Source organism: Mycobacterium sp. 1245805.9, assembly GCF_001672915.1.
Classification (GTDB): domain Bacteria; phylum Actinomycetota; class Actinomycetes; order Mycobacteriales; family Mycobacteriaceae; genus Mycobacterium.
Genome location: NZ_LZKR01000093.1, coordinates 74466 through 95956, shown reverse-complemented (window position 1 = coordinate 95956; position 21491 = coordinate 74466). Strand labels below are relative to the sequence as shown.

Genomic DNA, 21491 nt, shown 5'->3' with positions numbered 1-21491 from the left:
TGCTTCCCGAATCGGGGCGCACCGGCCGTAGTTTTGCCAGTAAACAAGCGTTCACAGCGAACTGCCAGGGAGCCCGGTACCGCCGGTACGTATAAGGCGGCGAGGGTGTGGGTATGCGGCCGTTGAACGGTCGCTAGGTGGCGGCCCGTGTTCCGCCCTTGGATCGACCGCTCTCCGCAAATACGAAGGGGACGCCGACGGTGTACATCCGTTGGCCGGGAGGAGCAGCTGATGCCAGAGGTCCAACTTCACCACGAGGGACACCCGAAGTACCGCCGGATGGTCCGTTTCGACTGGTCGGAAACGCCGCTGCACTGGGTGCCCGACGACCCGTTCTCCACGCACATGATCAACGTGCTGCACCTGCTGCTCCCCGAGGGCGAGCGGCACTTCATCAAGGCCGTCCTCGAGGCGTCGTCGCTGGTCGACGACCCGGAGCTGGAGGCCGCGATCAAGCCGTTTATCCAACAGGAGTCCTGGCACGCGTGGGCGCACCAGATCGTGCTGGATCACTTGGCGGAGCAGGGCATCGACACCAAGCCGTACACGGACCGGCTCGGACGATTGTTGTCGATCACGCTGGGCGATCCACCCAAGTGGTTTCCGCCGGCGATGAAGCGGTGGTGGCTGTACCGGCGGTTGGCCGACGTGGCGGCGCTGGAACATTTCACCGCGATGCTGGGCCAGTGGGTTCTGACGAACCGGGGCCTGGACTACGCGGGGGCGGACCCGATGATGCTCGATTTATTGCGCTGGCACGGCGCCGAGGAGGTCGAGCACCGCTCACTGGTGTTCGACGTGTTTCAGCATGTCTGCGGGAGCTACTGGATCAGGGCGTTTGCGATGTTCTTCACTGCGCCGCTGTTCGTCGGCTGGTGGATCGCGGGCGCTCGCTACCTGATGGCACAGGACCCGACCATCGATCAGAAGTGGCGATTCCGGGACTGGTTGTGGGCGGCCCGCGAGTACCGGGTCGTCGGGCCCTGGAAGCTTCTGGTGACGACACCGGTCCGGTACATGCGGCCCAGCCATCATCCAAACGACGAGGCGTCCACACAGATGGCGGTCGACTATCTGAACTACTCGCCGGTGGCGAAAGCCGCCCGCGAGCGGGCGCATTCCCAAGGAAAGTCCCCGGATCAATCCCAAGGGATCGAGACGTCACGCAACGGCGCACGAAAGGTTGACGTGCGATGAAGGTTTCGGTGGATCTCGACACCTGCGATGGCAACGGCGTGTGCATGAGCATCTGCCACGAGGTGTTCGACGTGCAAGAAGACGGACTCCACGTGCTACAGGCGGAGCCACCGGAGGAACTGCGCCAGCAATTGATCGGCGCCGAGGTGTCCTGCCCCACGCAGGCGATCACGGTGAAGGAGTGATCCGATGCCGAGCCGTCAGCTAACGGAGGTTGTCGTCGTCGGTGCCGGCGTGGCGGGGACCCGCGCGGCCGAGACCCTGCGACAGGATGGCTACGACGGCGCCCTGACCATCGTGGGCGCCGAGCGGCACGCCCCGTATCACCGGCCACCGCTCTCGAAGAAACTGCTCACGGGCGAGGTGCACCGCGCCGGTGTCGATTTGGCGCCGCAATTCGAGCTGGAAGCGCGGGTCCTGCGGGGCGCGTCGGCGACCAAGCTGGACCTGGCGTCGCGCACCGTCCACGTGTGTGACGAAAACCGAGACCTGGCACTGCAATTCGACGGACTGGTGATCGCAAGCGGTGCGACACCACGCGAATGGCCGGGCGGCCCGGTCCCGGATGGGGTGCTGATGCTCCGCACGGTCGACGATTGCCTGGCAATCCGGGAAAGGCTGGGCTCGCGTCCACGGGTCGTGGTGGTCGGAGGGGGATTCATCGGAGCCGAAGTGGCCGCGAGTTGCCGCTCGGTGGGGCTGGATGTGGTTCTGATCGAGAAGGCCACCAGCCCTCTGCTGGCCGCGTTGGGTAGGGAGCTGGCGCCGCGCTGGACCGAACTGCACCGCGAGCATGGCGTTGATCTCCGGGTCGGCGTGGGCGTCGACGAGTTCGTCGGCAACGGGCACGTGGAGGCGGTTCGGCTGACCGACGGTGCGCAGGTTCCCGCCGATCTCGTCATCGTCGGCCTGGGCGTCACTCCCGCCACCGACTGGCTGGGCGGCTCGGGATTGCACCTCGATGACGGGGTGTTGTGCGACGCCACCGGCGCGGCCGAGGGCGACACCGGCGACGCCGCGGTGGTGGCCGCCGGCGACGTCGCGCGATGGTGGCACCCGCTCTATGAGACGCATCTGCGCACCGAACATTGGGACGACGCCGGGCGTCAGGGCGCGGCGGCGGCGCGCACGCTGCTGGCGGGCCCCGACGGGGCGCAGGCCCATGACGAGGTGCCCTATTTCTGGTCCGACCAATACGACGTCAAGGTCCAGATGCTGGGTGTCCCTTCGGGTTACGATGCCGTCGAAATCATCGAGGGCTATCCCGACGGCTGGGAGTTCGTGGCCGCGTATGGACGCGACGGCCACACCATCGCGGTGCTGGGAACGGTCCCGAATCGGGTCTATGCCTACCGTGACGCCGTCGCGAAACGCGCGGAGTTTCCACCCGGGCGGCCGGACTAGCGCTAGTCGCGGCGAGTGTGAATCCTGGGCTTTCAGCGTGTACAGGCGGCGGGAATTGCGCGATCTTTCCACCCGGTCTTCACGCGCAAGGCCCACAATTCACACTCATCGCCGAAGGCCAACGCTAGGTAGGCGTGGGATGCCGCTTCTCTGGGAATGGATACGCGGCGTCTGCGTGTTGAGAAGGCCATGACCGACCGGATCGAGCTGAGCCCCACCGATTGGGTGCGTGACCAAACCGAACGAATCCTGCAGCAGGGCACGACCGACGGCGTCGAGATCCTTGACCGGCCCGTCGTCCTGATAACCGTGACGGGCGCGAAGTCCGGCAAGCAGCGCTACGTGCCGTTGATGCGCGTCGAAGAGGACGGCCGCTACGCCATGGTGGCGTCGAAAGGCGGCGCACCCGCCCATCCGTCGTGGTACTTCAACGTCAAGGCCAACCCGGCGGTGACCGTGCAGGATGGGGAAAAGGTCGTCGCCCTCACCGCGCGCGAGCTGGAAGGGGCTGAGCGAGAGCACTGGTGGCGGTTGGCGGTGGAGGCGTTTCCTCCTTACGCCGAATACCAAGAGAAAACTGCCAGGCAGATCCCCGTTTTCGTGCTGGAATAACCGGTCGAATCACCCTGCTTCGGAGGGGTTATCGCTGGGGCCCTAACTGGGTATCCCCACACTGATGTCCCCAGATTCACCTATGGCCGCGCTCCCCGCAGGTTTTACTCGCGCCGGCGCCGCGGACGCCGCCACCGCGGCCGAATTGCGCAGTGCCCTGCGACAGTGGCTGCAGGAGGAGACCGAGGTGTCCGAGGATATTCGCGAGGACATCGTCCTGGGCGCCAACGAAGCGCTTGCGAACTGCGTTGAGCACGCGTACCGGAGCAATCCCACGCCCGGTCCGATGAAACTGCACGCACTCCACGACCCCGGCGCGCAATCCCTCAACGTACGCGTCAGCGACCGCGGAACCTGGCATCGGCAGCGGCCCGTGAAGCCCGACGATCCCCGGGCGTCCCGGGGCATCCTGCTGATGCACGCGCTCGCCGATCACTGCACCATCAACGCCCGGCCCGACGGCACCACGGTGTGCCTCGACTACACCACCAGGCCAGTTGCGCCGGAAGGCGGCGACGCTCGCCCCTAGATCACACGCCGAAGGCGCGCTCCAGATCCTTGAGCGACGTCTCCAAGTGGCCCAGCAGCCGCTGCAGGTGCGGGACGCTGCGGCGGCAGCCGACGAGACCGAAGTCGAGGTTCTCGGCGTTGTTGGTCACGGTGATGTTGACCGCCTGCCCGTCGAGCGGGATCGACAGCGGGTAGTTCCCGTCCAACCGGGCGCCGCGCCAGTACACCGGTTTCGACGGTCCGGCAGAGACGTTCGAGATGACGACGTTGAACGGCGGCGATGCCGTCGAGAGGTATCCCGGAATCAGCCCGAGGAACAGCCCCCCGATGTTGAAGGCCGAGAGGGCGAGCTGTTGGACGGGGGGCAGCTGCCGGAACACCTCCTTCGTGTCGTGGATCGACGAGCTGATGATCTCCAACCGCTTCGCCGGGTCGTCGACATCGGTCGCCAGGTTGCACAGGAAGGTTCCGACCATGTTGCCGCCGCGGTCGTCGCCGTCCTTGCGCAGGTTCACCGGCACCATCGCGGTCAGCGGGTCACCCGGCAGGGCGTTCTGCTCGAGGAGATAGGCGCGAAGCGCCCCGGAGGACATCGCGAGCACCACGTCGTTGACCGTCACTCCGGCGGCGGATTTCACCGCCTTGATGCGGTCCAGCGACCAGGACTGAGCGGCCACCCGCCGCGCACCGCCGATCCTGACGTTGAACATGCTGCGTGGCGCACGGAACGGGAGGGTCAGTTGTTGTTCGAGCAGCGCCGCGCGCGCCAGCCGCACCGTGGACGGCGCCAACGCGAACGCCGACCCCGCGGTGCGGCCGACCCGTTCGAGCAGCGACGGCCGTTTCCCTCGCTCCCGGTGCTGACGGGGGGCCAGATTCCACGGCACCCGCACCTCGTCGTCATCCCGATCGGGGCTGAAGGCGCGCTGCATCAGTCGCAGCGCCGAAACGCCGTCCATGAGGGAGTGGTGGTACTTCGTGTAGACCGCGTAGCGCCCGTCGTCCAGGCCCTCGATCAGGTGCGCTTCCCAGAGCGGACGGTGCCGGTCGAGCAGGCTGCCGTGCAGCCGGGACGCCAACTCCAGCAGGTCACGCACCCGTCCCGGCTCCGGTAACGCCGAGCGGCGAAGGTGGTAATCGAGCTCGACGTCCCGGTCGAACGACCATGCGACGTTGGTGATGCCGCCGAAGAACGCCGGGTGCTTGCGGAACGTCGGTTGAACGTCCGTGCACTCGAGCATCGCCTGATAGGACTCGCGGACGAAGTGCGGCCCGGCGTCCTCGGGCGGCACAAAGAGCTGCAACGCTCCCGCGTGCATCGGATGTTCGCGTGACTCGCCGATGAGGAACAGCGCATCCGTAGGCGATATCGGTTCCATGGTGCCTCCCCATCCGGTCGCAGTCGGTCGGGCCGCCCCGCCCACCCGACGCGGCTCCTCATCTCCAATTAGCCCGAGCGGGCATCGCCCACACCTGGAAAATTCGCCGCCCCGCGATTCCCGCGGGTGGAGCCGCCAATTCGTTGCCCGGCCATCCGGGCGGATAGACTGCTAGGCCTGTAACTCGAGCGGCTGCGATGACACGCCGCTGAGCCCAACAAATTCGTTTCCGGGGGAAGTGTCATGCCTGAAGAACAGACCGAAGCTGTCGGCTTGGAGCCGCACTTCGAGGACGTGCAGGCGCACTACGACCTGTCCGACGAGTTCTTCGAGCTGTTCCTGGATCCGACGCGCACTTACAGCTGTGCATATTTTGAGCGCGACGACATGACCCTCGAAGAGGCGCAGATCGCCAAGGTCGACCTCTCGCTGGGCAAGCTCGGATTGCAGCCGGGCATGACGCTGCTCGACATCGGGTGCGGCTGGGGCACCACGATCGTTCGCGCGCTCGAGCGCTACGACGTCAACGTCGTCGGCCTGACCCTGAGCCGCAACCAGCAGGCGCACGTCCAGCAACGCCTCGATCAGCACCCGTCCGCGCGGAGCAAGCGCGTGCTGCTGCGCGGCTGGGAGCAGTTCGACGAGAAGGTGGACCGCATCGTGTCGATCGGCGCCTTCGAGCACTTCGGACGCGACCGTTACACCGACTTTTTCAAGATGGCCTACGAGGCGCTCCCCGCCGACGGTGTGATGCTCTTGCACACCATCATCAAGCCCAGCGAGGAGGAGTTCGCCGAGCGCGGACTGCCCATCACCATGACCAAGATCCGGTTCATGAAATTCATCATGGACGAGATCTTCCCGGGCGGGGACCTGCCCAATGCCAAGGCCGTCACGGACCACGCCGAAAGTGCCGGCTTCGGAGTCAAGCGTGTCCAGCAGTTGCGCCTGCACTATGCGCGCACGCTCGACACGTGGGCGGCCGCGCTCGAGTCGCGCCGCGACGAGGCCATCGCGGTCCAGTCTGAAGAGGTCTACGACCGGTACATGAAGTACCTGGCCGGCTGCGCCGACCTGTTCCGCGACGGCTACACCGACGTCGCGCAATTCACCCTCGTCAAGGGCTGACACCACACCCTTGCAGGTGGCTGGAACCGGCCGCGCCGCCGCGGCGCGGTTTATCGGCGCATCCCTGGGGGTAACACCACGAGCAACGACCTGATGCGGTAGGCGCCGAGCTGGTTCGGCGCAAAACCGCTGGAAGGACTGACCGTGGACGCCAGCCGCCGCCCGAGCGAAGTATCGGAGCAAAGAACCTCCGGCACGGGCTGGCGTGCGCGTCGCGGGTTGTCCGGCGTGGCGATAGCATGCGAGGTCGTCTCCGCGTCGATGCTGTGCGCCGCGAGCATGATGGGGTTGCTCGCTTACGTCGAGCCTGAAAAGCCGACGGTCGAGTCGACGCTGGGGCCACCGCCGGCCGCCCACCCGGTACGCCAGGAGGGGACCGTCATCGCCGTGTCGGCGGACTCCGTGACCGCCCGCAGCCCCAACGGTTACACACAGACCTACCGCGTCACCCCGAACACCACCGTCATATCCCGTAGCGGCCAACCCCTCACCGGTGCTTCACATTTCACCGTCAACGAGCAAGTGGACATCGTCGGGACGATCGAGGGCGGCACGGCGCTGGCCACCGCCGTCGCGGACCGCGGCACCGCCGGCGGCGATGGACCGCCGATGGATCACATTGCGGCCCAACCGATCAGCGGTCCGGGCGGCGGCGCCTGAGTTTGCGTATCTTTGGCTATCCGTTGCCCAAATGGGCGCTGGCATCGTCCAATTCGTCGCGGCGGAGGGCCATCGGAGTCTTGGCCGGGACGTCCCCGCCGGCGACCACCGCGCGAGTGATCGGAGTGAGCGCCCGAAACAGCGTCTCCACCTCGTCGTCGCTGAGGGCGTCGAGCGCAGACAGGGCGAGCGCGTCGGTGCTCGATTCGATGCGATCCTTCAGCTCCCGCCCGGCCGCGGTCACCGTGCCGTCGCCGTTGAGCAGTCCCCGCTCGGCGAGCTGTTGCTCGTGGCGGCGCCACGCCGCCTCGTCGTAATCACGGGTGCGGGCGATGTAGTCGGGATCGACCCGGCCGGCCGCGGCGTGCAGCACGTTGGACTCCCGACCCGAGATACCGGCCGCGGCCAGCACCGCCACATGCCCGTCGCCGCGCTGCTCGCGCAGCAGGGTCGCGGCATGCCACAGCGCCGCCAGCGGTTCGTCCGGCCAGGGCAGCGCCAGGTTCGCGGCGAACAGCGGTCGCCCGTCGAGCGGTGCCCCTCGTGCCGCCTTGGCCGCCAATTCCCCTGCGACGACGACGTTTTCGTCCGACTCGACGCCGTAACGGCGCAGGACCGCGACCGCCGATTCCAGCCGGGCGCGCAACGCGGCCTCGGGACCGGCGATCTCCCACGCCGCGGGCAGCGCCTTGGCGACGCGCTCGGGGGCGAAGTTGTAGAAGATCGCGGTGACGACCTCGCGCGGCACCCTGCCCAGCGGCGCGGATCGGGCGGCGAAGTAACCCATCCAGAAGCCCCGGTAACCCAGCGCGTCGAGCGCCGCCCGCGCCTCCGGCGCGAAGTAGGTCACCGCGTGCACCGGCTCGAATCGATCGAAGAAGCGCCGCGCCAACCCGGGTTCTCTGCGCACGTTCGCAGTTAACCACCCGCCGCCGACAAAGGACCAGCGGGCGTTCATTGGCCTTTCAGGCTGCCGATCCGCAGCGAAAAGTCCGTTCGTTTGGGCGGCGAATCGCCTTCGACGGTCTCGACGTAGCCTTCGGGGTCGCGGTCGACGATCGGCAACCCCTCGGTGGTCGGATGCTCGGCCATGAACTCGCTGTATTGCCGCCCGAGCGCATCACGCAGACCGATCGGGGCGTTGCGACGAAAATCGGGCAACCCGTCCCGTTCCTCCTCGGCCATGTGGTCGTCGTTCGCCGCGCGGGTACGGCCGACGGCCGCCCACCACTCGTCCGTGCCCACCCGCGCCGCGTTGGCGTCGCGCACCCCGTCGCGAATGTCGTTGTGATCGCCGATGGCGTCGAGCGTCTCACCTTCGGGATCGTTGGTGCCGCGCTTGAGCAGCTGCGGGTAAAAGATCCTCTCTTCGATGTAGGCGTGCACGTCGAGCTTGTCGGCGAGCGGGCGCCACACCCGCTCGAGTGCCGAACTGTTGGCAGGCGCCTGCAGCCGCAGCGACTCGAGCCTGGCGAACTGTTCACGGAACCAGTCGTGGTCGGTCTGGATCAGGACAGTGATATCAGGCATGCCGACTCCTAACTTCCCGGACCGCTGCGCCTTCCGGCCATGGTGTTCCATGCCGAGGCAGAGATCAACTGGCCGCTGCTTAGGCTCGAGCCGTGACCATCACCTATGACGACGCCCTGCGCGAGCGTATCCGGGTACATCTGGCGGGCCATGACCGGCGCGCGGTGACCGACGAGGCCAAGCGGCACGCGGCCGTCGCGGTGGTGTTGGTCGACTCGGAGGTCGGGGAGGACAGGGTAGATCCCGCGCCGCTGGACGACTGGATCGCCGCGGGCCCGGCGTTGGAGACCGACCTCGACGGGCGCATGGTCGATGCGTCCGGAGGTGCGGCCTTCCTGCTGTGCCGCAGGGCATCTCGCCTCACTTCTCATGCGGCGCAGTGGGCGCTGCCGGGTGGGCGAGTCGATCCGGGTGAGACGGCTGTCGAGGCGGCGCTGCGCGAATTGCGCGAGGAGGTCGGCATCGAACTGCGCGACTCGGCGGTGTTGGGTCTACTCGACGACTACCCGACCCGGTCGGGCTACGTGATCACCCCGGTGGTGATCTGGGGAGGCGGACGGCTGGACCCCCGCCCCGCGCCCGAGGAGGTGCTGGCGGTCTACCGGGTGGGCCTGCACCAACTGTTGCGTGACGATTCGCCGCGGTTCATCAGCATTCCGGAGAGCCCGCGACCCGTCGTGCAGATCCCGCTGGGCAATGACCTCATCCACGCGCCGACCGGCGCCGTGCTGCTGCAGCTGCGGTGGCTGTGCCTGGAAGGCCGCGACGACCGGGTCGATGAGTTGGAACAGCCGGTGTTCGCCTGGAAGTAGCGCCAGCGCCTCACGGCCTGCCCGTGATTCGGGCGATTCCCGAATGGGTATGCCCCTGCAAGGTTGTGCGGCAAGTGTGGGGGAGAAGGTGCTGATGGCGGTGGAACGTGGACGCGCGCGGTGCCCGCGGTGCGCGACGTGGGCCGAGTATCAATTTCTTGACCTCGGTGACAACAAGCTTGAGTACGAGGTGCGATGCGCCGCTTGCGGTCACGTCCATTCCGAGGTGACGCTGGTGTACCCGGGCCGCCACGGCCGCTGCCTAGGACGACGGCGGAAACCGCTTGTGCGCAGCCGGATCTAAACGGGTTCGGTCAGCCGTCCGAGTGCGGTGTGGGACTCTGGCCCGATTCCCATTTCGCCGCGAGGGATCTCTTCACCCGCGTGCCCGGCGCCAGGTCGAGCTGGAACGTTTCGCCAGCACCTTCGAGCGTGACAAGGTAGCGGCCGTCGGTGAAGTCCTTGAACACCACCTTGTATGGCTGTTCGCCGGCACCGCGGTCGACGCCGATGACGTCGCCGGGTGTGACGTCATCGATTCGGTCGTTACCGGTAACTTCAGTCATACACGCGACGATAGCGACCAATTGAATTGCAACGCAACATTATTGAGGGCGAACTCACTTGGTGAGCTGCACCAGGAAATCATGGCAGCGCTGCGCGCGCTTGGAATCCTCCGCCATGACGTCCTCGAAGAACGAGGCCACGTCGTCGAGCCCCGCGTTCTTGGCATCGCGGACGTACTGTCCGTAGTCGTGTCCGGCCTTCAGCGAGTGGTACTGCACCGAAACAAGGTCGTAGGTCACGTCGTCGAAGCCGGTTTCGCCCGTCGCCATTCCGCACCTCCTCAGGTCGTCGTCGAAGTTGACGTCTGAGGCCTACCCCTGGGCCGCGCGCCTAAACAGGCGGCCGACGCGGTTGGACGCACGCGGTCCAGGACCCCGTAACCATTGTCTCCAGGTGCTGTCGCTCGACGGACGTGCAATATTTGTCTTCTAGTAACCGGCGGGCGGATTGTGTCTGCGAACCTTGACCGACGCTCCGGGACCCAGGAGTCGCCGCGACCAAAGAAAGGGCGACCATGACGGAACACTTGCGCGCTTACAACAGTCTTTGGCAGGTCCGCAGCGACTCGTGGTGCCGGTTGGAGGAGGCCGCCGATCGGCTCACCCGCCCGACCACCGAGGGGGCGCTGAAGACGAAATGCATCAACACCTGTCAGGAATTGCTCACGCGGCTAAGCACTCTCGAGCCGTACTGGGCCTATCCGGGTTCGCCGCAGTTCGCCCGGGTCCAGCGCCTGTTCGCCGCCGGCAGCTACGACAAGTTCGCGCAAGCCCTGGTGCAGATCAACCGCGCGCTGACCACGGAGTCGTACCGCACGGGCGATGTGGAGAACGCCGGAAGCGACGACCTGGACATGTTCCCGTCCGATCCGCGCCAGCTCGTCGAGCATCAGCCGGCGACGCAGCGTGACCGCCCCTATTTCGAGGTGCTCGTCGTCGAGAAGATGACCGAAGACCAGGAGCGGGCGCTGCGCAACGAGGTCCGCAAATGGCGGCGCCCCGACGACGAATTCGTCTACGAGCTGGTGGTGGTGTCCAGCGGGGACGAGGCGCTCATCGCCGCCCGGCTCAACGTCAACCTGCAGGCGGTCGTGGTCCGCCGGCGTTTCGCCGCCAAGTCGACGCGCGACCTGTCCGCCTTGGCCGAATTCGTCGACACCGACGTGTCCCATGAGTTGGTCGATCACCAATCGCCGGAGGAGCGGGCGCAGATCCTCGCGGTGTCCCTGGCCAAACTGCGGCCCGAACTCGACCTGTATCTGATGACCGAGATCGAGGTGGAGGACATCGCCGGGCGGCTGGGCCAGTACTTCCGCCGGGTGTTTCACGCGCGGGAGGGCATGCTCGAGCTGCACCTGTCGATCCTGCAGGGTGTGGCGGCCCGCTACCGCACCCCCTTCTTCAGCGCGCTCAAGCAGTACAGTCACCGGCCCACGGGCGTCTTTCACGCCTTGCCGATTTCGCAGGGCAAGTCGATCGTCAACTCGCACTGGATCCGGGACATGGTCGGCTTTTACGGCCTGGACGTGTTCATGGCCGAGACGTCGGCGACGTGTGGCGGCCTGGACTCCCTGCTCGAGCCGACCGGCCCGCTGCGCGAATCCCAGCAGCTCGCCGCGGAGGCCTACGGGTCGCGCCATACCTACTTCGTCACCAACGGCACCTCGACGGCGAACAAGATCGTCACGCAGGCGTTGGTGGCGCCCGGCGACATCGTGCTGCTGGACCGCAACTGCCATCAGTCCCATCACTACGGGATGATGCTCGCCGGTGCGAATGTCATTTACCTCGAGGCGTATCCGCTCAACGACTACTCCATGTACGGCGCGGTCCCGCTGCGCGAGATCAAATCGAAACTGCTGGCGCTCAAGCGCGCCGGCAAGCTCGACCGCGTCAAGATGATGTCGCTGACGAACTGCACCTTCGACGGCATCGTCTACGACGTCGAGCGGGTCATGGAGGAGTGCCTCGCCATCAAGCCCGATCTGGTGTTCCTGTGGGACGAGGCATGGTTCGCGTTCGCCCGTTTCCACCCCGTGTATCGGACCCGCACCGCGATGGCGGCGGCGCGTGCGCTGCGCGAGCGGCTGGGCGACCCCGAGTACAAGCGCCGCTTCGAGGAGCAACTGGCAACGCAGCAGGCGCCCAGCGATGACGACCTGCTGGACCGCCGCCTGATTCCCGACCCGGCGCGGGCCCGGGTGCGGGTCTATGCGACCCAGTCGACGCACAAGACGCTGACCGCGCTGCGACAGGGATCGATGATCCACGTCTTCGATCAGGACTACGACCAGAAGGTGGCCGAACCGTTCCACGAGGCGTACATGGCGCACACCTCGACCTCGCCCAACTACCAGATCCTCGCGTCGCTGGACCTCGGCCGCCGGCAGGTGGCGCTGGAGGGTGTCGAGCTGGTGCAGCGGCAGATCGAGAACGCGATGCAGCTGCGCGACGCGATCGACAACCATCCGCTGCTCAGCAAGTACATGCGGTGCCTGCGGACCTCCGATTTGATCCCCGAGGAGTTTCGGCCGTCGGCCATCGAACAGCCCCTGCGCTCGGGTCTGCGCAACATGATGGCCGCCTGGGATCAGGACGAGTTCGTGCTCGATCCGTCCCGAATCACCTTGTTCATCGGCCCCACCGGTTACGACGGCGACACGTTCAAGCGCCAACAGTTGATGGACCGCTACGGAATTCAGATCAACAAGACGTCGCGCAACAGCGTGCTGTTCATGACCAACATCGGCACCACTCGCAGCTCGGTGGCCTTCTTGGTGGAGGTGCTCGTCAACATCGCCCGCGAGCTGGACCAGAACATCTCCGAGATGAGCCTAGGCGAGCGCGAACACTTCGCGCGTGCCGTCTACCGACTCACCGAGATGTCGTTGCCGCTGCCCGATTTCAGCGGTTTCCACCCGGCGTTCCTGGATCACAGCGGAAGCGAGGCGACGCCTGAGGGCGACGTACGCCGGGCTTTCTACCTTTCCTACGACGACACCAATTGCGAATACCTCACCGGCGAGCAGATCGACGAACGGCTGGACGCGGGAGTCGACATCGTGTCGGCGACGTATGTGACGCCCTACCCGCCGGGCTTTCCGGTCTTGGTGCCCGGCCAGGTGTTCAGCCGCGAGATTCTGCAGTTCATGCGCGACCTCGACACACCCGAAATCCACGGCTACCTACCGAATTTCGGGTATCGCGTGTACACCGAGAAGGCCATCGAGGTGGTCAGCGAAGCGGTCGGGCTGGCGCCCAACGATCATCGCCCTTCGCGACGCAAGGCCGCGCCGGCGTCGGCGAAATCGCCGAAAAAGAAGTCCGCCAAGCACGGCGGGTCCAACGGCGACGGCAACGTCCCCGAGGTCGGGCACGAGGAGCTGGTCGGTTCGCAGGTCCCCGGCGACGCGCTCGCGACGGACCCGCCGACGGCCGCCGGCGGCGACGTACCCGAGGTTGGTGTGGACGAATTGATCGGCGGGCAGCAGCCCGGCTGACGAGGTGCGGGCCGCGCGCGGCGCCTAGGCGCGCGGGCCGGGTAGGCGACGTTCGATGATCGTCAGGGCGCGCTCGCCCCAGCGAATGTTCTCCTTCTCGAACGAGATTCCACGCAGCAGCGTCAGATACGGGCCGACTCGTTCGGCCTGCGCCAGGTATTCCGTTTCGCTGCGGCCGTCGAGCATCCGGGCACGCGTCCGTTCGTAGCGCTGCAATTTGGCTTTCGCCCGTTGCACTCGTTCCACCATGAAGTCGCGCACTGCCCGCGCGTCGCCGGCGTCGACGGCCATGACTTTGACCGAAAGCTCGTCGCGGATCGCCGGGGGCTTCGGCGCCCGGGCGGTGAACTGCACGATGGCCTCGTAGCCGGCCTCGGTCAGGGAGAACATGCGCTTGTTGGGCCGGCGATCCTGATGCACGACCCGCGCTTGGATGAGACCTTGCTCGGCGAGCCGCTCGAGCTCTCGATACAGCTGCTGCGGGGTGGCCATCCAGAAGTTCGCCACCGACGCGTCGAAACCTTTGGCCAGGTCGTACCCGGAGGCCTCGCCGTCGAGGAGGGCGGCCAGCACCGCATCACGCAGGGACACGCCTGAAGCATAACAATGTGAATAATCAACAAAGTGACTAATCGCACATCGACATATGGTCGGGCGGGCTTTAACGTCGAGCACGCCTATTCAACAAGTTGACTATGCGAGGTGCCGCGTGAGTTCTAAGCATCCCTTTCGCAAGGCGGTCGAGGAGCGCGACGAGGCGGCCATCCACGCGATGCTGGCCGACACGGTGGTGTTCACCAGCCCGGTGGCGTTCAAGCCCTATGTCGGCAAGCCGATAACCGCCGCGATCCTGCGTGGTGTACTGCGGGTCTTCGAGGACTTCCACTACGTCCGCGAAATCGCCGACGGCAATGGACGCGACCACGCGCTGGTGTTCGAGACCGGGATAGCGGGGGCGCCGGGGGTGAAGATCACCGGATGCGACTTCCTCCACTTCGACGACGACGGGCTGATCGACGACTTCATGGTGATGGTGCGCCCGCTCTCGGGTGCGACGGCGCTGTCGGAGGCGATGGCCGCCCAGTTCGATCGGATCCAGCAAGAGGCGGTCGACCTGGCCAACCAGTTCGCCACCGCGCAGGGGTAGGGATCATGCGGATCGGATTGGGAATCAACTACGCCGGCGGATTCAAGGACGTCGCTGCCGAAGTGGCCGACCTGGAACGCGCCGGGTTGGACATCGTCTTTGTCCCCGAGGCATATTCGTTCGACGCGGTGAGCGCGCTGGGCTACCTGGCGGCGAGCACCGAACGGGTCGAGCTGGCGTCGGGCATCCTGCAGCTCTACACACGCACCCCCACGCTGACCGCGATGACCGCCGCGGGTCTCGACTACGTCTCCGACGGCCGGTTCACCCTCGGCTTGGGCGCGTCCGGCCCCCAGGTCATCGAGGGCTTCCACGGAGTGCCCTACGACGCCCCGATCGCGCGCACCCGCGAAGTCATCGAGATCTGCCGCCAGGTGTGGCGACGCGAGACCCTGCGACACAGCGGCAAGCACTACACGATCCCGCTGCCCGAGGGCCAGGGCAGCGGACTCGGGAAGCCGCTGAAGCTCATCAATAAGCCTGTCCGAGAGCGCATCCCGATCTTGATTGCCGCGCTCGGACCCAAGAACGTCGAGCTGGCCGCTGAAATCGCCGAGGGCTGGCAGCCGATCTTCTATCTCCCGGAGAAGGCGCGCGACGTTTGGGGTGAGGCGCTGGCCGCCGGTCAGGCCAAGCGCGACCCGGCGCTCGGGCCGCTCGACGTGTACGCCGGACCGGTCCTGGCTATCGGCGAAAACGTCGAGCCCCTGCGCGAATTCGTCAAACCGCACCTGGCGCTCTACATCGGGGGGATGGGCGCGAAGGGCAAGAACTTCTATCACACCCTGGCCACCAAGTACGGCTACGGTCCCCAGGCGGACCGCGTCCAAGAGCTCTACCTGGCCGGCGACAAGGACGGCGCGGCCAAGGTGGTGCCCGACGAACTGGTGCGAGACGTCAACTTGATCGGTACGCGGGAATTCGTCAAGGAGCGCCTGGCGGCGTACCGAGAGGCGGGCGTAACGACACTGAACGTCGCGCCCATGGCGGGCACGCCGCAGGAGCGGATCAAGCTGATCGAAACGCTACGCGAACTGGTCTAACCGCCTATCGCGGCCTCGCTTGCCATAGCATGGGTTCATTGCGCCCACCGTAGGAAGCAGCTGCAATGGACCTGGACCGAATCACCCATCCGCTGAGGCTGGCTAGGGGATCGCATCGGCCCGGATCAGGCAAAGGGTGTGCGATGAATGCGATTTCATACATCAACGGCGACGAGCAGATCACCGACTTCCCGGCGACCTCGGCCCGCCCGCTGGCCTCGTTCGTCCAGGCGTGCAACGACCTGCTGGCCGGGCCCGACGGGTATCTCTCGCCGGATGACAGCCTGGTGGTACTCGAGTTGGGGTGGCTGACGGTCGGCACCGCCGATGTCGCCGACGCCGTCGTGCACCCCTGGGTCGCCAAGCTGTTGGTCAGCCCACCGTGGGGCGTCGTTCGCTACGCCGGGAACGCGGCGGCCGGGGCGATCACCGACATCGCCGAACTGCATCGCCGGCTCGCCCCCGGCGAGTCGCCGCCGATCGCCGAATGGGACGGCGCCGCCCGCGCCGCGCGCGCGATCAGTACCACGCCGGTGACCGCCGAAAGGTACGCCGTTCGGGCAGCCGCTCAATCGACCGCGCTCGTCGAGACCGACGACTGGGACACGCTGGATGCCGTGACCGGCAACGCCCTCAAGGCGCACCGACTGGCGAACGCGGAGGCTGGAGCCGCCCGCGTCGTGGAGATCACGCGCCACGCCATCCGCTCGTGGCGACGTTTGGCAGGGCTGAGCGTCGTCGGCGAGCGACCGAAAATTGTGGCGGCATAAGGCATCCGACCACCGAATCAACTCTGGCGGTGCGCAGCCCGCCGCACCCGCACCGCGCGACTCACCGCCGTCGTCACCGCCAGCACCGACATGACGGCCAAGATCGTCGCCGAGACCGCGGACCCGGCTGTGGTCAGTATCAGAGGCAGGCCGAAGCCGACGTAGGTCACCACGTAGAAGACTCCGACCAGCGCGCCGCGCAACCGCCGCGGCGCGGCGGCCTCCAGATCGATCAAGCCCTCGCGCAGGCATAGGCCGGACGCGCATCCCAAGATCAGGAACAGCGGCACGGCCAGCGCCACCGACATGGTCGGCGGGGCCACGGCGGTTGTCGCGTAGCCGAGCGCGGCCAGCAGGGCGCCCGCGGTCCCGGCGTGGGGTCCCCAGCGAAGCGCCCGGGCGAGCAGTTGAATGAGTCCGCTGACGCCGTTGACCATCAGCGTGGCGGTTCCCGCGGCCATCGGGGCGGCGAGCCCGGTGTGCACGCGGCTGGGGATGGCGATGAATCCCAAAGTCGCCGAGGCGAATACCCATGGTGCGAGCGGCATGGCCCAGCTCAAGGCCCACGCGGTTCCTCGCCGCGCCGCGGTCGAGGGCTCCCAGCACTCCGCGCCCGCCGACGCGATACCGTCCGCGGTCCGCACCGCCAAGACCGAGAAAATCATCGCCGCCACGACAAGGACGGCGGCCAGCGCGAACGACACCCGAATGCCGAGCTGGCCGGCCCGCGCGATCACGCCCGCGGCGAACGGCCCGACGGCGAACCCGGCGAGCAGCACCGCACCGGCGGTGGCCGCGCCTGCGGGACCCCTCAGATCGGACGCCCATGCCGTGCAGGAGCTCATCACGAGACCCACGCCGAGCCCGACCACCAACCGTCCCACCAGCAAGACGTCGGGTTGCTGAGAGAACAGCATGGCCAGCGTGCCCAACAGAGCGGTCGTCGAGCCCACCAACGCCACGGACTGGCGCCCGAGCGCATCCGAGGCACGCCCGCCGAAAAGCAGTCCGGGCAACAATCCCACCGCGTAGATCCCGAATATGGCGTCGAGCCGGGCCGCGCCGAGGTGTTGGCGGTCGCTGATCGTCGGCATCAACGCGACGAAGTGGTTGGCGACCCATCCGGTCGACAGCAGCAGGGCCAGCACGCTGGCGAACACAGCACGGTTCGTGCCCGGCTGGAGCCCGTCGTCGCGCTCGTCCGTCTTCGCCAACGTCGATGCGTTCGACGGGCTCACTGCATTATCCTTCCCGGGCTTTGTAACTCCCCAATAGACCCAATAGACGTAGCGACCGACGAAGGTATTCCCGCTGCGGCGCAAGCAAACACAAGGCCAGGAGGCGCAAATCGCAGTGAGGTTTGAAATAGGCCGATTTGGTGAACAGACAGCTCAAACCGGACCTAGGAGGGCAAATGATCAAGCAAACCGCGGCGGCCGGGATCGCGCTGGCCGCGCTGCTGTCCGGCGCGTGCTCGGCCTCGCAGATCGTCAACACCGGCGGCGACACGAAGTGCAAGGACTTCACCGGGCAGGACGAAAAGAAGCAGAGCGATGAGGTCAGCAAGATGCTCAAGGACAAGAACGGGTCCGATCCGACCAACGCGGAGATCACGGCGACCCGGCTGTCCGCGTTGACCTACTGCCAAACCCTGGGCAAGCCGGACACGAAGATCTCCGAGGCTCCGCACGGCTGACCGAGCCGGCCGGAGCCGGGTTCGAATCACGACCAATCCAAACCTGGTGACCGCCGGCCTCGATTTCTAGGCTGCGCGGGTGACGTCGAGCAACCCTGCGCCGGCACAGGTGTCGCTGCGCGGTGTCAACCGAACGTTCGGCAAGCACGCCGTGCTGGACGACGTCGACGTCGAGATCGAGCCGGGCGAGGTGGTCGCGTTGCTCGGATCGTCCGGAAGCGGCAAGTCGACACTGTTGCGGCTCATCGCCGGTCTGGACCGCCCGACGGACGGACGGGTCGACATCGACGGCGTTGCCGTTCGCGGGATCGACCCGCGCTGCGCCATGGTCTTTCAGGAACCCCGGCTGCTGCCCTGGCGAAACCTGGCGGACAACGTGGCCTTCGGTCTGCCCCGCGGCACCGCCCGGTCGAAAGGGCAAGCCGTGGTGCAACATTGGCTCGATGTAGTCGGATTGCATGAATTCGGCGACCACTATCCGCGGCAGGTGTCCGGCGGTATGGCCCAGCGCGCAGGCCTCGCGCGCGCCCTCGCCCGGCGGCCCAGCGTGCTGCTCCTCGACGAGCCGCTGGCGGCCCTAGACGCACTGACCCGGCTGCGGATGCAGGACCTGCTCGACACGGTGCAGCAGGAGGCAGGCACCACCACACTCCTGGTGACGCATGACGTCGACGAGGCGGTGATCCTCGCCGACCGGGTGTTGATCCTGCGCGCCGAAACTGGGGGTGTCGCAACGATTGCCGCGACATTCGACGTCACCATTCCCAAGCCGCGCGACCGTGGCGACCCGCGCATCACCGCGCTGCGTGATCGGTTGCTGGGCGAACTCGGCGTGCGCCGGCACGGCGCCGCCCGCGACGAGGAGGCAAACGCAGAATGAAAGCCCGGTATCTAGCGGCCATTTCGATCCTCACGCTGGCGGGCGCCATATCCGCCTGCGGTTCGAAGGCGGGTCCGACGGCGTCAAAGGACATCCGACTGGACTACGCCTACTACAACCCCCTCAGCCTGGTGGTGCGCGACCAGCGCCTGCTCGAGAACCGGGGCTACAACGTCACCTGGGTCCTGTCGGCCGGCAGCAACAAGGCCAACGAGGGGCTGCGCTCGCAGGCGCTGGACTTCGGGTCGACCGCGGGTTCGGCCGCATTGGTCGCGCGGGCCAACGGCACGCCGATCAAGATCATCGACGTGTACAGCAAGCCGGAATGGACGGCCCTCGTTGTCGCGAAGAACTCGCCGATCAACTCGGTGGCCGACTTGAAGGGCAAGAAGGTCGCGGTTACCAAGGGGACGGATCCATACTTTTTCCTTTTGCAATCGCTTGCGACGGCGGGGCTTTCGCCTGCCGACGTGGAAATCATCAACCTGCAGCATGCCGACGGTAAGACCGCCCTGGAGCGCGGCGACGTGGATGCCTGGTCGGGACTGGACCCGTTCATGGCGCAGACAATCCAGCAACAAGGCTCTCGATTGCTGTACCGCAACCCGGATTTCAATTCCTACGGAGTGCTGAACGTTCGCGAGGACTTCGTCACCGCGCATCCGGACCTCGTCCAATCCGTGGTCAATAGCTATGAGGAGGCCCGGAAATGGGCGAAGGCGCATCCCGACGAGTTGGCGGCGTTGCTGGCCTCGCAGGCGAAGGTGGCGCAGAGCGTGGCCCAGGAGGAGTTGCAGCGAACGGCGTTGGACATCCAACCCGCCCCCGGCGATCCTCAGCGCGCGGTCCTGACCAACATCTTGCCGATCGCCGTGGCGGACTCCGACATCAAATCCGACGAAGCGGGGCGCGGCGCCCTGAACACGATCATCGACCCGAAGTACGCCCAGCACGCCTCCTGAGGTTGCGCGCCGCCCCGGCGGTGGGCCTCGTCGTACCGTTGCTGCTGCTGGCGACGTGGCAACTGGTCACCGCCGCGGGGCTGTTCTCCGCCAGCCAGTTGCCGCCGCCCGGCGATGTGGTGGGCGCCCTCGGTGGCCTGCTGCGCCACGGCGAACTGTGGACCCACCTGCAAGCCAGCCTGTTGCGGGTCGTGCTCGGCTACCTGGCCGGCGCGGCGGCGGCGCTCGCGCTCGGTTCCCTGATCGGTCTGTCGGGTGCCGCGCGCAGGCTGCTGGCGCCGACGGTGGCAGCGCTTCGTACGGTGCCGTCGTTGGCATGGGTGCCGTTGCTGCTCTTGTGGTTTGGGATCGACGAGACGCCGAAGGTGTTGCTCGTCGCCATCGGGGCGTTCTTCCCCGTCTACACGACGACGGCGTCGGCACTCTCGCACGTCGACCCGCAGCTCCTGGAGGTCGGGCGCGCCTACGGTCGGCACGGCGCCTCGTTGTTGGTGACCGTGATGCTGCCGGCGGCGGCCCCGGGGCTCGTCAACGGGCTGCGATTGGGCCTGGCGAACGCGTGGCTGTTTCTGGTGGCGGCGGAGCTGATCGCCTCGTCGAAGGGTCTCGGGTTCCTGCTCATCGACAGCCAGAACACCGGGCGCACGGATGTGATGCTGTTGGCGATCGTCCTGCTCGCCGGGTTGGGCAAACTCAGTGATGCCGCGTTGGGCACGCTCGAGCGCCGAATGGCGAGGCGGCGCGCCTAGCCCAGGATGAGCTCGCTCGGCGGCTCGTCGTTCAGCACGGCCTGGGCCAGCAATTCGCCGAGCAGGGGCCCGAACTTCATCAGATTGCTGCCGACGAACGCGACGACGCGACCCCGCCGGGCCACCGTCCAGCCGTCGCCACCCGAGTCCAGCCACGGGGCGCGAACCGTGACGCAGTCCACCCGGTCCACCGGCGACAGGGACGGAAACAGCGCGCGCACGGTCGCGGGGTCGGGCACCTCCTGCCCGAACGCCCAGCGGCCCGTGCTGCCCAGCGGCAAGCCGTATCCCTCGGGCGCGGAAAGGCATGCGGCGCCGGCGGCTTCGGCGCCTTCGTAGGTGAACCGGGTGTGCGGGGCGAATTCGACGCCGAGCGGGCCGAACAGGGCCGGCGTCTCGACACCCGCGCAGACGAGCACGCGGTCTGCGCGCACGACGGTGCCGTCCGATAGCGTCGTCGCGCCGTCGTCGGCCACCGACACGACGGTGGCGCGCTCGATGGCCGCGCGCCGCGCCAGGGCGCCGAGCGCGCGGCGGATCCGAAGGCTGCCGCCGTGCGGATCGAACAATCCGGTTTCCCAGGGTGCGGCCAGGAACGGGATTCGCGCGGTGATGTCGGACCGGTCAAGCCGAAAGTAGGCGGCGCCGGTGTCGTCCATCGCGGCCGCGGTGTCGCGGGCGGCGCCGGCGGCGATAAAGCCCTCCGTACCGAGCAGCCGCCCGGCGCCGAACTCGGTCTCCCAGCGCAGCCAGCCGTCGCGGGCCCGCATGGCGAGCCTGCACAACGCGGGGCGTCGATGCGCGATGCGGAAGATGCGTGCCAGTCCCGCGGATTGCTCCGCGAACGGCTCACCGCGCTCGAACACGACCGCGCGTTCCCCGCGCCGGGACAATTCGTAGGCGGCGGCCAGCCCGCAGATGCCCGCGCCGACGATGACGATCATCG

Annotated in this window: 24 protein-coding genes; 16 read left to right on the top strand and 8 right to left on the bottom strand. The window is 67.1% G+C overall.

Features of this window, described 5'->3' with window-relative positions; translation table 11 throughout:
- Window positions 1–231 precede the first annotated feature (231 nt).
- The 5 genes from A9X00_RS13555 to A9X00_RS13535 all read left to right on the top strand — a co-directional run bounded on the left by A9X00_RS13555 (window position 232) and on the right by A9X00_RS13535 (window position 3742).
- The gene (locus A9X00_RS13555) at window positions 232–1197 is read left to right on the top strand and encodes a metal-dependent hydrolase (RefSeq protein WP_082975185.1); all 966 of its coding nucleotides are present in this window, start codon (window positions 232–234) and stop codon (window positions 1195–1197) included.
- On the top strand, window positions 1194–1382 hold the full coding sequence (locus A9X00_RS13550; protein WP_067153738.1) for a ferredoxin: 189 nt from the start codon (window positions 1194–1196) through the stop codon (window positions 1380–1382). Before A9X00_RS13555 ends, A9X00_RS13550 begins: the two co-directional genes overlap by 4 nt.
- Window positions 1383–1386: 4 nt before the next feature.
- Entirely contained in the window at window positions 1387–2601 is a 1215-nt protein-coding gene (locus A9X00_RS13545) for an NAD(P)/FAD-dependent oxidoreductase (protein WP_067153731.1), read from the top strand.
- Between the two features lie 189 nt (window positions 2602–2790).
- On the top strand, window positions 2791–3213 hold the full coding sequence (locus tag A9X00_RS13540; protein ID WP_067153726.1) for a nitroreductase family deazaflavin-dependent oxidoreductase: 423 nt from the start codon (window positions 2791–2793) through the stop codon (window positions 3211–3213).
- Window positions 3214–3295: 82 nt separating this feature from the next.
- Window positions 3296–3742 carry an ATP-binding protein gene (locus A9X00_RS13535; RefSeq protein WP_232006803.1) on the top strand — a complete coding sequence of 149 codons (447 nt, stop codon included), beginning with the start codon at window positions 3296–3298 and terminating at the stop codon, window positions 3740–3742.
- Between the two features lies 1 nt (window position 3743).
- On the opposite strand, the gene A9X00_RS13530 is transcribed toward A9X00_RS13535, so the two are convergent.
- On the bottom strand, window positions 3744–5102 hold the full coding sequence (locus A9X00_RS13530) for a wax ester/triacylglycerol synthase family O-acyltransferase (protein WP_067153720.1): 1359 nt from the start codon (window positions 5100–5102) through the stop codon (window positions 3744–3746).
- Window positions 5103–5345: 243 nt separating this feature from the next.
- On the opposite strand from A9X00_RS13530, the gene A9X00_RS13525 reads away from it, so the two are divergent.
- Window positions 5346–6230 (top strand): cyclopropane mycolic acid synthase family methyltransferase, encoded by an 885-nt coding sequence (locus A9X00_RS13525; RefSeq protein WP_067153718.1) that lies wholly within the window; start codon window positions 5346–5348, stop codon window positions 6228–6230.
- A gap of 228 nt (window positions 6231–6458) precedes the next feature.
- Complete coding sequence (locus A9X00_RS13520; RefSeq protein ID WP_232006801.1) at window positions 6459–6890, top strand: hypothetical protein; 432 nt, start codon at window positions 6459–6461, stop codon at window positions 6888–6890.
- Between the two features lie 16 nt (window positions 6891–6906).
- Here the strand turns inward: A9X00_RS13520 and A9X00_RS13515 are convergent, their stop codons facing one another.
- Window positions 6907–7800 (bottom strand): hypothetical protein, encoded by an 894-nt coding sequence (locus A9X00_RS13515; protein ID WP_067153861.1) that lies wholly within the window; start codon window positions 7798–7800, stop codon window positions 6907–6909.
- 44 nt (window positions 7801–7844) lie between these two features.
- On the bottom strand, window positions 7845–8420 hold the full coding sequence (locus tag A9X00_RS13510) for a hemerythrin domain-containing protein (RefSeq protein ID WP_067153711.1): 576 nt from the start codon (window positions 8418–8420) through the stop codon (window positions 7845–7847).
- A gap of 92 nt (window positions 8421–8512) precedes the next feature.
- Between A9X00_RS13510 and A9X00_RS13505 the strand changes: the two genes are divergently transcribed.
- On the top strand, window positions 8513–9232 hold the full coding sequence (locus tag A9X00_RS13505) for a CoA pyrophosphatase (protein WP_067153709.1): 720 nt from the start codon (window positions 8513–8515) through the stop codon (window positions 9230–9232).
- A gap of 314 nt (window positions 9233–9546) precedes the next feature.
- On the opposite strand, the gene A9X00_RS13500 is transcribed toward A9X00_RS13505, so the two are convergent.
- Window positions 9547–9798, bottom strand: a complete 252-nt coding sequence (locus A9X00_RS13500) for a hypothetical protein (RefSeq protein ID WP_067153707.1) — start codon at window positions 9796–9798, stop codon at window positions 9547–9549.
- 54 nt (window positions 9799–9852) lie between these two features.
- Window positions 9853–10068: an acyl carrier protein gene (locus A9X00_RS13495; protein WP_066935553.1), complete on the bottom strand. Its 216-nt coding sequence runs from the start codon at window positions 10066–10068 to the stop codon at window positions 9853–9855.
- 245 nt (window positions 10069–10313) lie between these two features.
- Between A9X00_RS13495 and A9X00_RS13490 the strand changes: the two genes are divergently transcribed.
- Window positions 10314–13298: an aminotransferase class I/II-fold pyridoxal phosphate-dependent enzyme gene (locus A9X00_RS13490; protein WP_232006800.1), complete on the top strand. Its 2985-nt coding sequence runs from the start codon at window positions 10314–10316 to the stop codon at window positions 13296–13298.
- A gap of 24 nt (window positions 13299–13322) precedes the next feature.
- Here A9X00_RS13490 and A9X00_RS13485 read toward each other — a convergent pair whose 3' ends face one another.
- Entirely contained in the window at window positions 13323–13889 is a 567-nt protein-coding gene (locus A9X00_RS13485; protein ID WP_067153705.1) for a PadR family transcriptional regulator, read from the bottom strand.
- 55 nt (window positions 13890–13944) lie between these two features.
- On the opposite strand from A9X00_RS13485, the gene A9X00_RS13480 reads away from it, so the two are divergent.
- From A9X00_RS13480 to A9X00_RS13470, 3 genes are all read left to right on the top strand, one after another.
- Window positions 13945–14445 (top strand): nuclear transport factor 2 family protein, encoded by a 501-nt coding sequence (locus A9X00_RS13480; protein WP_082975183.1) that lies wholly within the window; start codon window positions 13945–13947, stop codon window positions 14443–14445.
- A gap of 5 nt (window positions 14446–14450) precedes the next feature.
- A complete protein-coding gene (locus A9X00_RS13475) occupies window positions 14451–15488 on the top strand; it encodes an LLM class F420-dependent oxidoreductase (protein ID WP_067153703.1) in 1038 nt (345 codons plus the stop codon).
- A 143-nt stretch (window positions 15489–15631) separates the two neighbouring features.
- On the top strand, window positions 15632–16258 hold the full coding sequence (locus A9X00_RS13470) for a hypothetical protein (RefSeq protein WP_197515152.1): 627 nt from the start codon (window positions 15632–15634) through the stop codon (window positions 16256–16258).
- Window positions 16259–16275: 17 nt separating this feature from the next.
- Here the strand turns inward: A9X00_RS13470 and A9X00_RS13465 are convergent, their stop codons facing one another.
- Window positions 16276–17472 carry an MFS transporter gene (locus A9X00_RS13465; protein WP_067153853.1) on the bottom strand — a complete coding sequence of 399 codons (1197 nt, stop codon included), beginning with the start codon at window positions 17470–17472 and terminating at the stop codon, window positions 16276–16278.
- A gap of 200 nt (window positions 17473–17672) precedes the next feature.
- On the opposite strand from A9X00_RS13465, the gene A9X00_RS13460 reads away from it, so the two are divergent.
- From A9X00_RS13460 to A9X00_RS13445, 4 genes are all read left to right on the top strand, one after another.
- Window positions 17673–17954 carry a hypothetical protein gene (locus A9X00_RS13460; RefSeq protein ID WP_067153699.1) on the top strand — a complete coding sequence of 94 codons (282 nt, stop codon included), beginning with the start codon at window positions 17673–17675 and terminating at the stop codon, window positions 17952–17954.
- A 109-nt stretch (window positions 17955–18063) separates the two neighbouring features.
- Entirely contained in the window at window positions 18064–18834 is a 771-nt protein-coding gene (locus A9X00_RS13455; protein WP_197515155.1) for an ABC transporter ATP-binding protein, read from the top strand.
- Window positions 18831–19796: an aliphatic sulfonate ABC transporter substrate-binding protein gene (locus tag A9X00_RS13450; protein WP_067153695.1), complete on the top strand. Its 966-nt coding sequence runs from the start codon at window positions 18831–18833 to the stop codon at window positions 19794–19796. Before A9X00_RS13455 ends, A9X00_RS13450 begins: the two co-directional genes overlap by 4 nt.
- Before the next feature lie 38 nt (window positions 19797–19834).
- On the top strand, window positions 19835–20545 hold the full coding sequence (locus A9X00_RS13445; RefSeq protein WP_369830747.1) for an ABC transporter permease: 711 nt from the start codon (window positions 19835–19837) through the stop codon (window positions 20543–20545).
- Here the strand turns inward: A9X00_RS13445 and A9X00_RS13440 are convergent.
- Window positions 20542–21489: an FAD-binding oxidoreductase gene (locus A9X00_RS13440; RefSeq protein ID WP_067153693.1), complete on the bottom strand. Its 948-nt coding sequence runs from the start codon at window positions 21487–21489 to the stop codon at window positions 20542–20544. The genes A9X00_RS13445 and A9X00_RS13440 overlap by 4 nt on opposite strands.
- Window positions 21490–21491: the final 2 nt, after the last annotated feature.

Bases quoted from the DNA above. Each gene is read 5' to 3' on its own strand.
- A9X00_RS13510 (WP_067153711.1), bottom strand. From the start codon at position 8,420: ATGCCTGATATCACTGTCCTGATCCAGACCGACCACGACTGGTTCCGT.
- A9X00_RS13525 (WP_067153718.1), top strand. From the start codon at position 5,346: ATGCCTGAAGAACAGACCGAAGCTGTCGGCTTGGAGCCGCACTTCGAG.
- A9X00_RS13475 (WP_067153703.1), top strand. From the start codon at position 14,451: ATGCGGATCGGATTGGGAATCAACTACGCCGGCGGATTCAAGGACGTC.
- A9X00_RS13550 (WP_067153738.1), top strand. From the start codon at position 1,194: ATGAAGGTTTCGGTGGATCTCGACACCTGCGATGGCAACGGCGTGTGC.
- A9X00_RS13500 (WP_067153707.1), bottom strand. From the start codon at position 9,798: ATGACTGAAGTTACCGGTAACGACCGAATCGATGACGTCACACCCGGC.
- A9X00_RS13555 (WP_082975185.1), top strand. From the start codon at position 232: ATGCCAGAGGTCCAACTTCACCACGAGGGACACCCGAAGTACCGCCGG.
- A9X00_RS13440 (WP_067153693.1), bottom strand. From the start codon at position 21,489: ATGATCGTCATCGTCGGCGCGGGCATCTGCGGGCTGGCCGCCGCCTAC.
- A9X00_RS13545 (WP_067153731.1), top strand. From the start codon at position 1,387: ATGCCGAGCCGTCAGCTAACGGAGGTTGTCGTCGTCGGTGCCGGCGTG.
- A9X00_RS13530 (WP_067153720.1), bottom strand. From the start codon at position 5,102: ATGGAACCGATATCGCCTACGGATGCGCTGTTCCTCATCGGCGAGTCA.
- A9X00_RS13490 (WP_232006800.1), top strand. From the start codon at position 10,314: ATGACGGAACACTTGCGCGCTTACAACAGTCTTTGGCAGGTCCGCAGC.
- A9X00_RS13495 (WP_066935553.1), bottom strand. From the start codon at position 10,068: ATGGCGACGGGCGAAACCGGCTTCGACGACGTGACCTACGACCTTGTT.
- A9X00_RS13480 (WP_082975183.1), top strand. From the start codon at position 13,945: ATGGTCGGGCGGGCTTTAACGTCGAGCACGCCTATTCAACAAGTTGAC.
- A9X00_RS13460 (WP_067153699.1), top strand. From the start codon at position 17,673: ATGATCAAGCAAACCGCGGCGGCCGGGATCGCGCTGGCCGCGCTGCTG.
- A9X00_RS13535 (WP_232006803.1), top strand. From the start codon at position 3,296: ATGGCCGCGCTCCCCGCAGGTTTTACTCGCGCCGGCGCCGCGGACGCC.
- A9X00_RS13540 (WP_067153726.1), top strand. From the start codon at position 2,791: ATGACCGACCGGATCGAGCTGAGCCCCACCGATTGGGTGCGTGACCAA.
- A9X00_RS13470 (WP_197515152.1), top strand. From the start codon at position 15,632: ATGAATGCGATTTCATACATCAACGGCGACGAGCAGATCACCGACTTC.
- A9X00_RS13450 (WP_067153695.1), top strand. From the start codon at position 18,831: ATGAAAGCCCGGTATCTAGCGGCCATTTCGATCCTCACGCTGGCGGGC.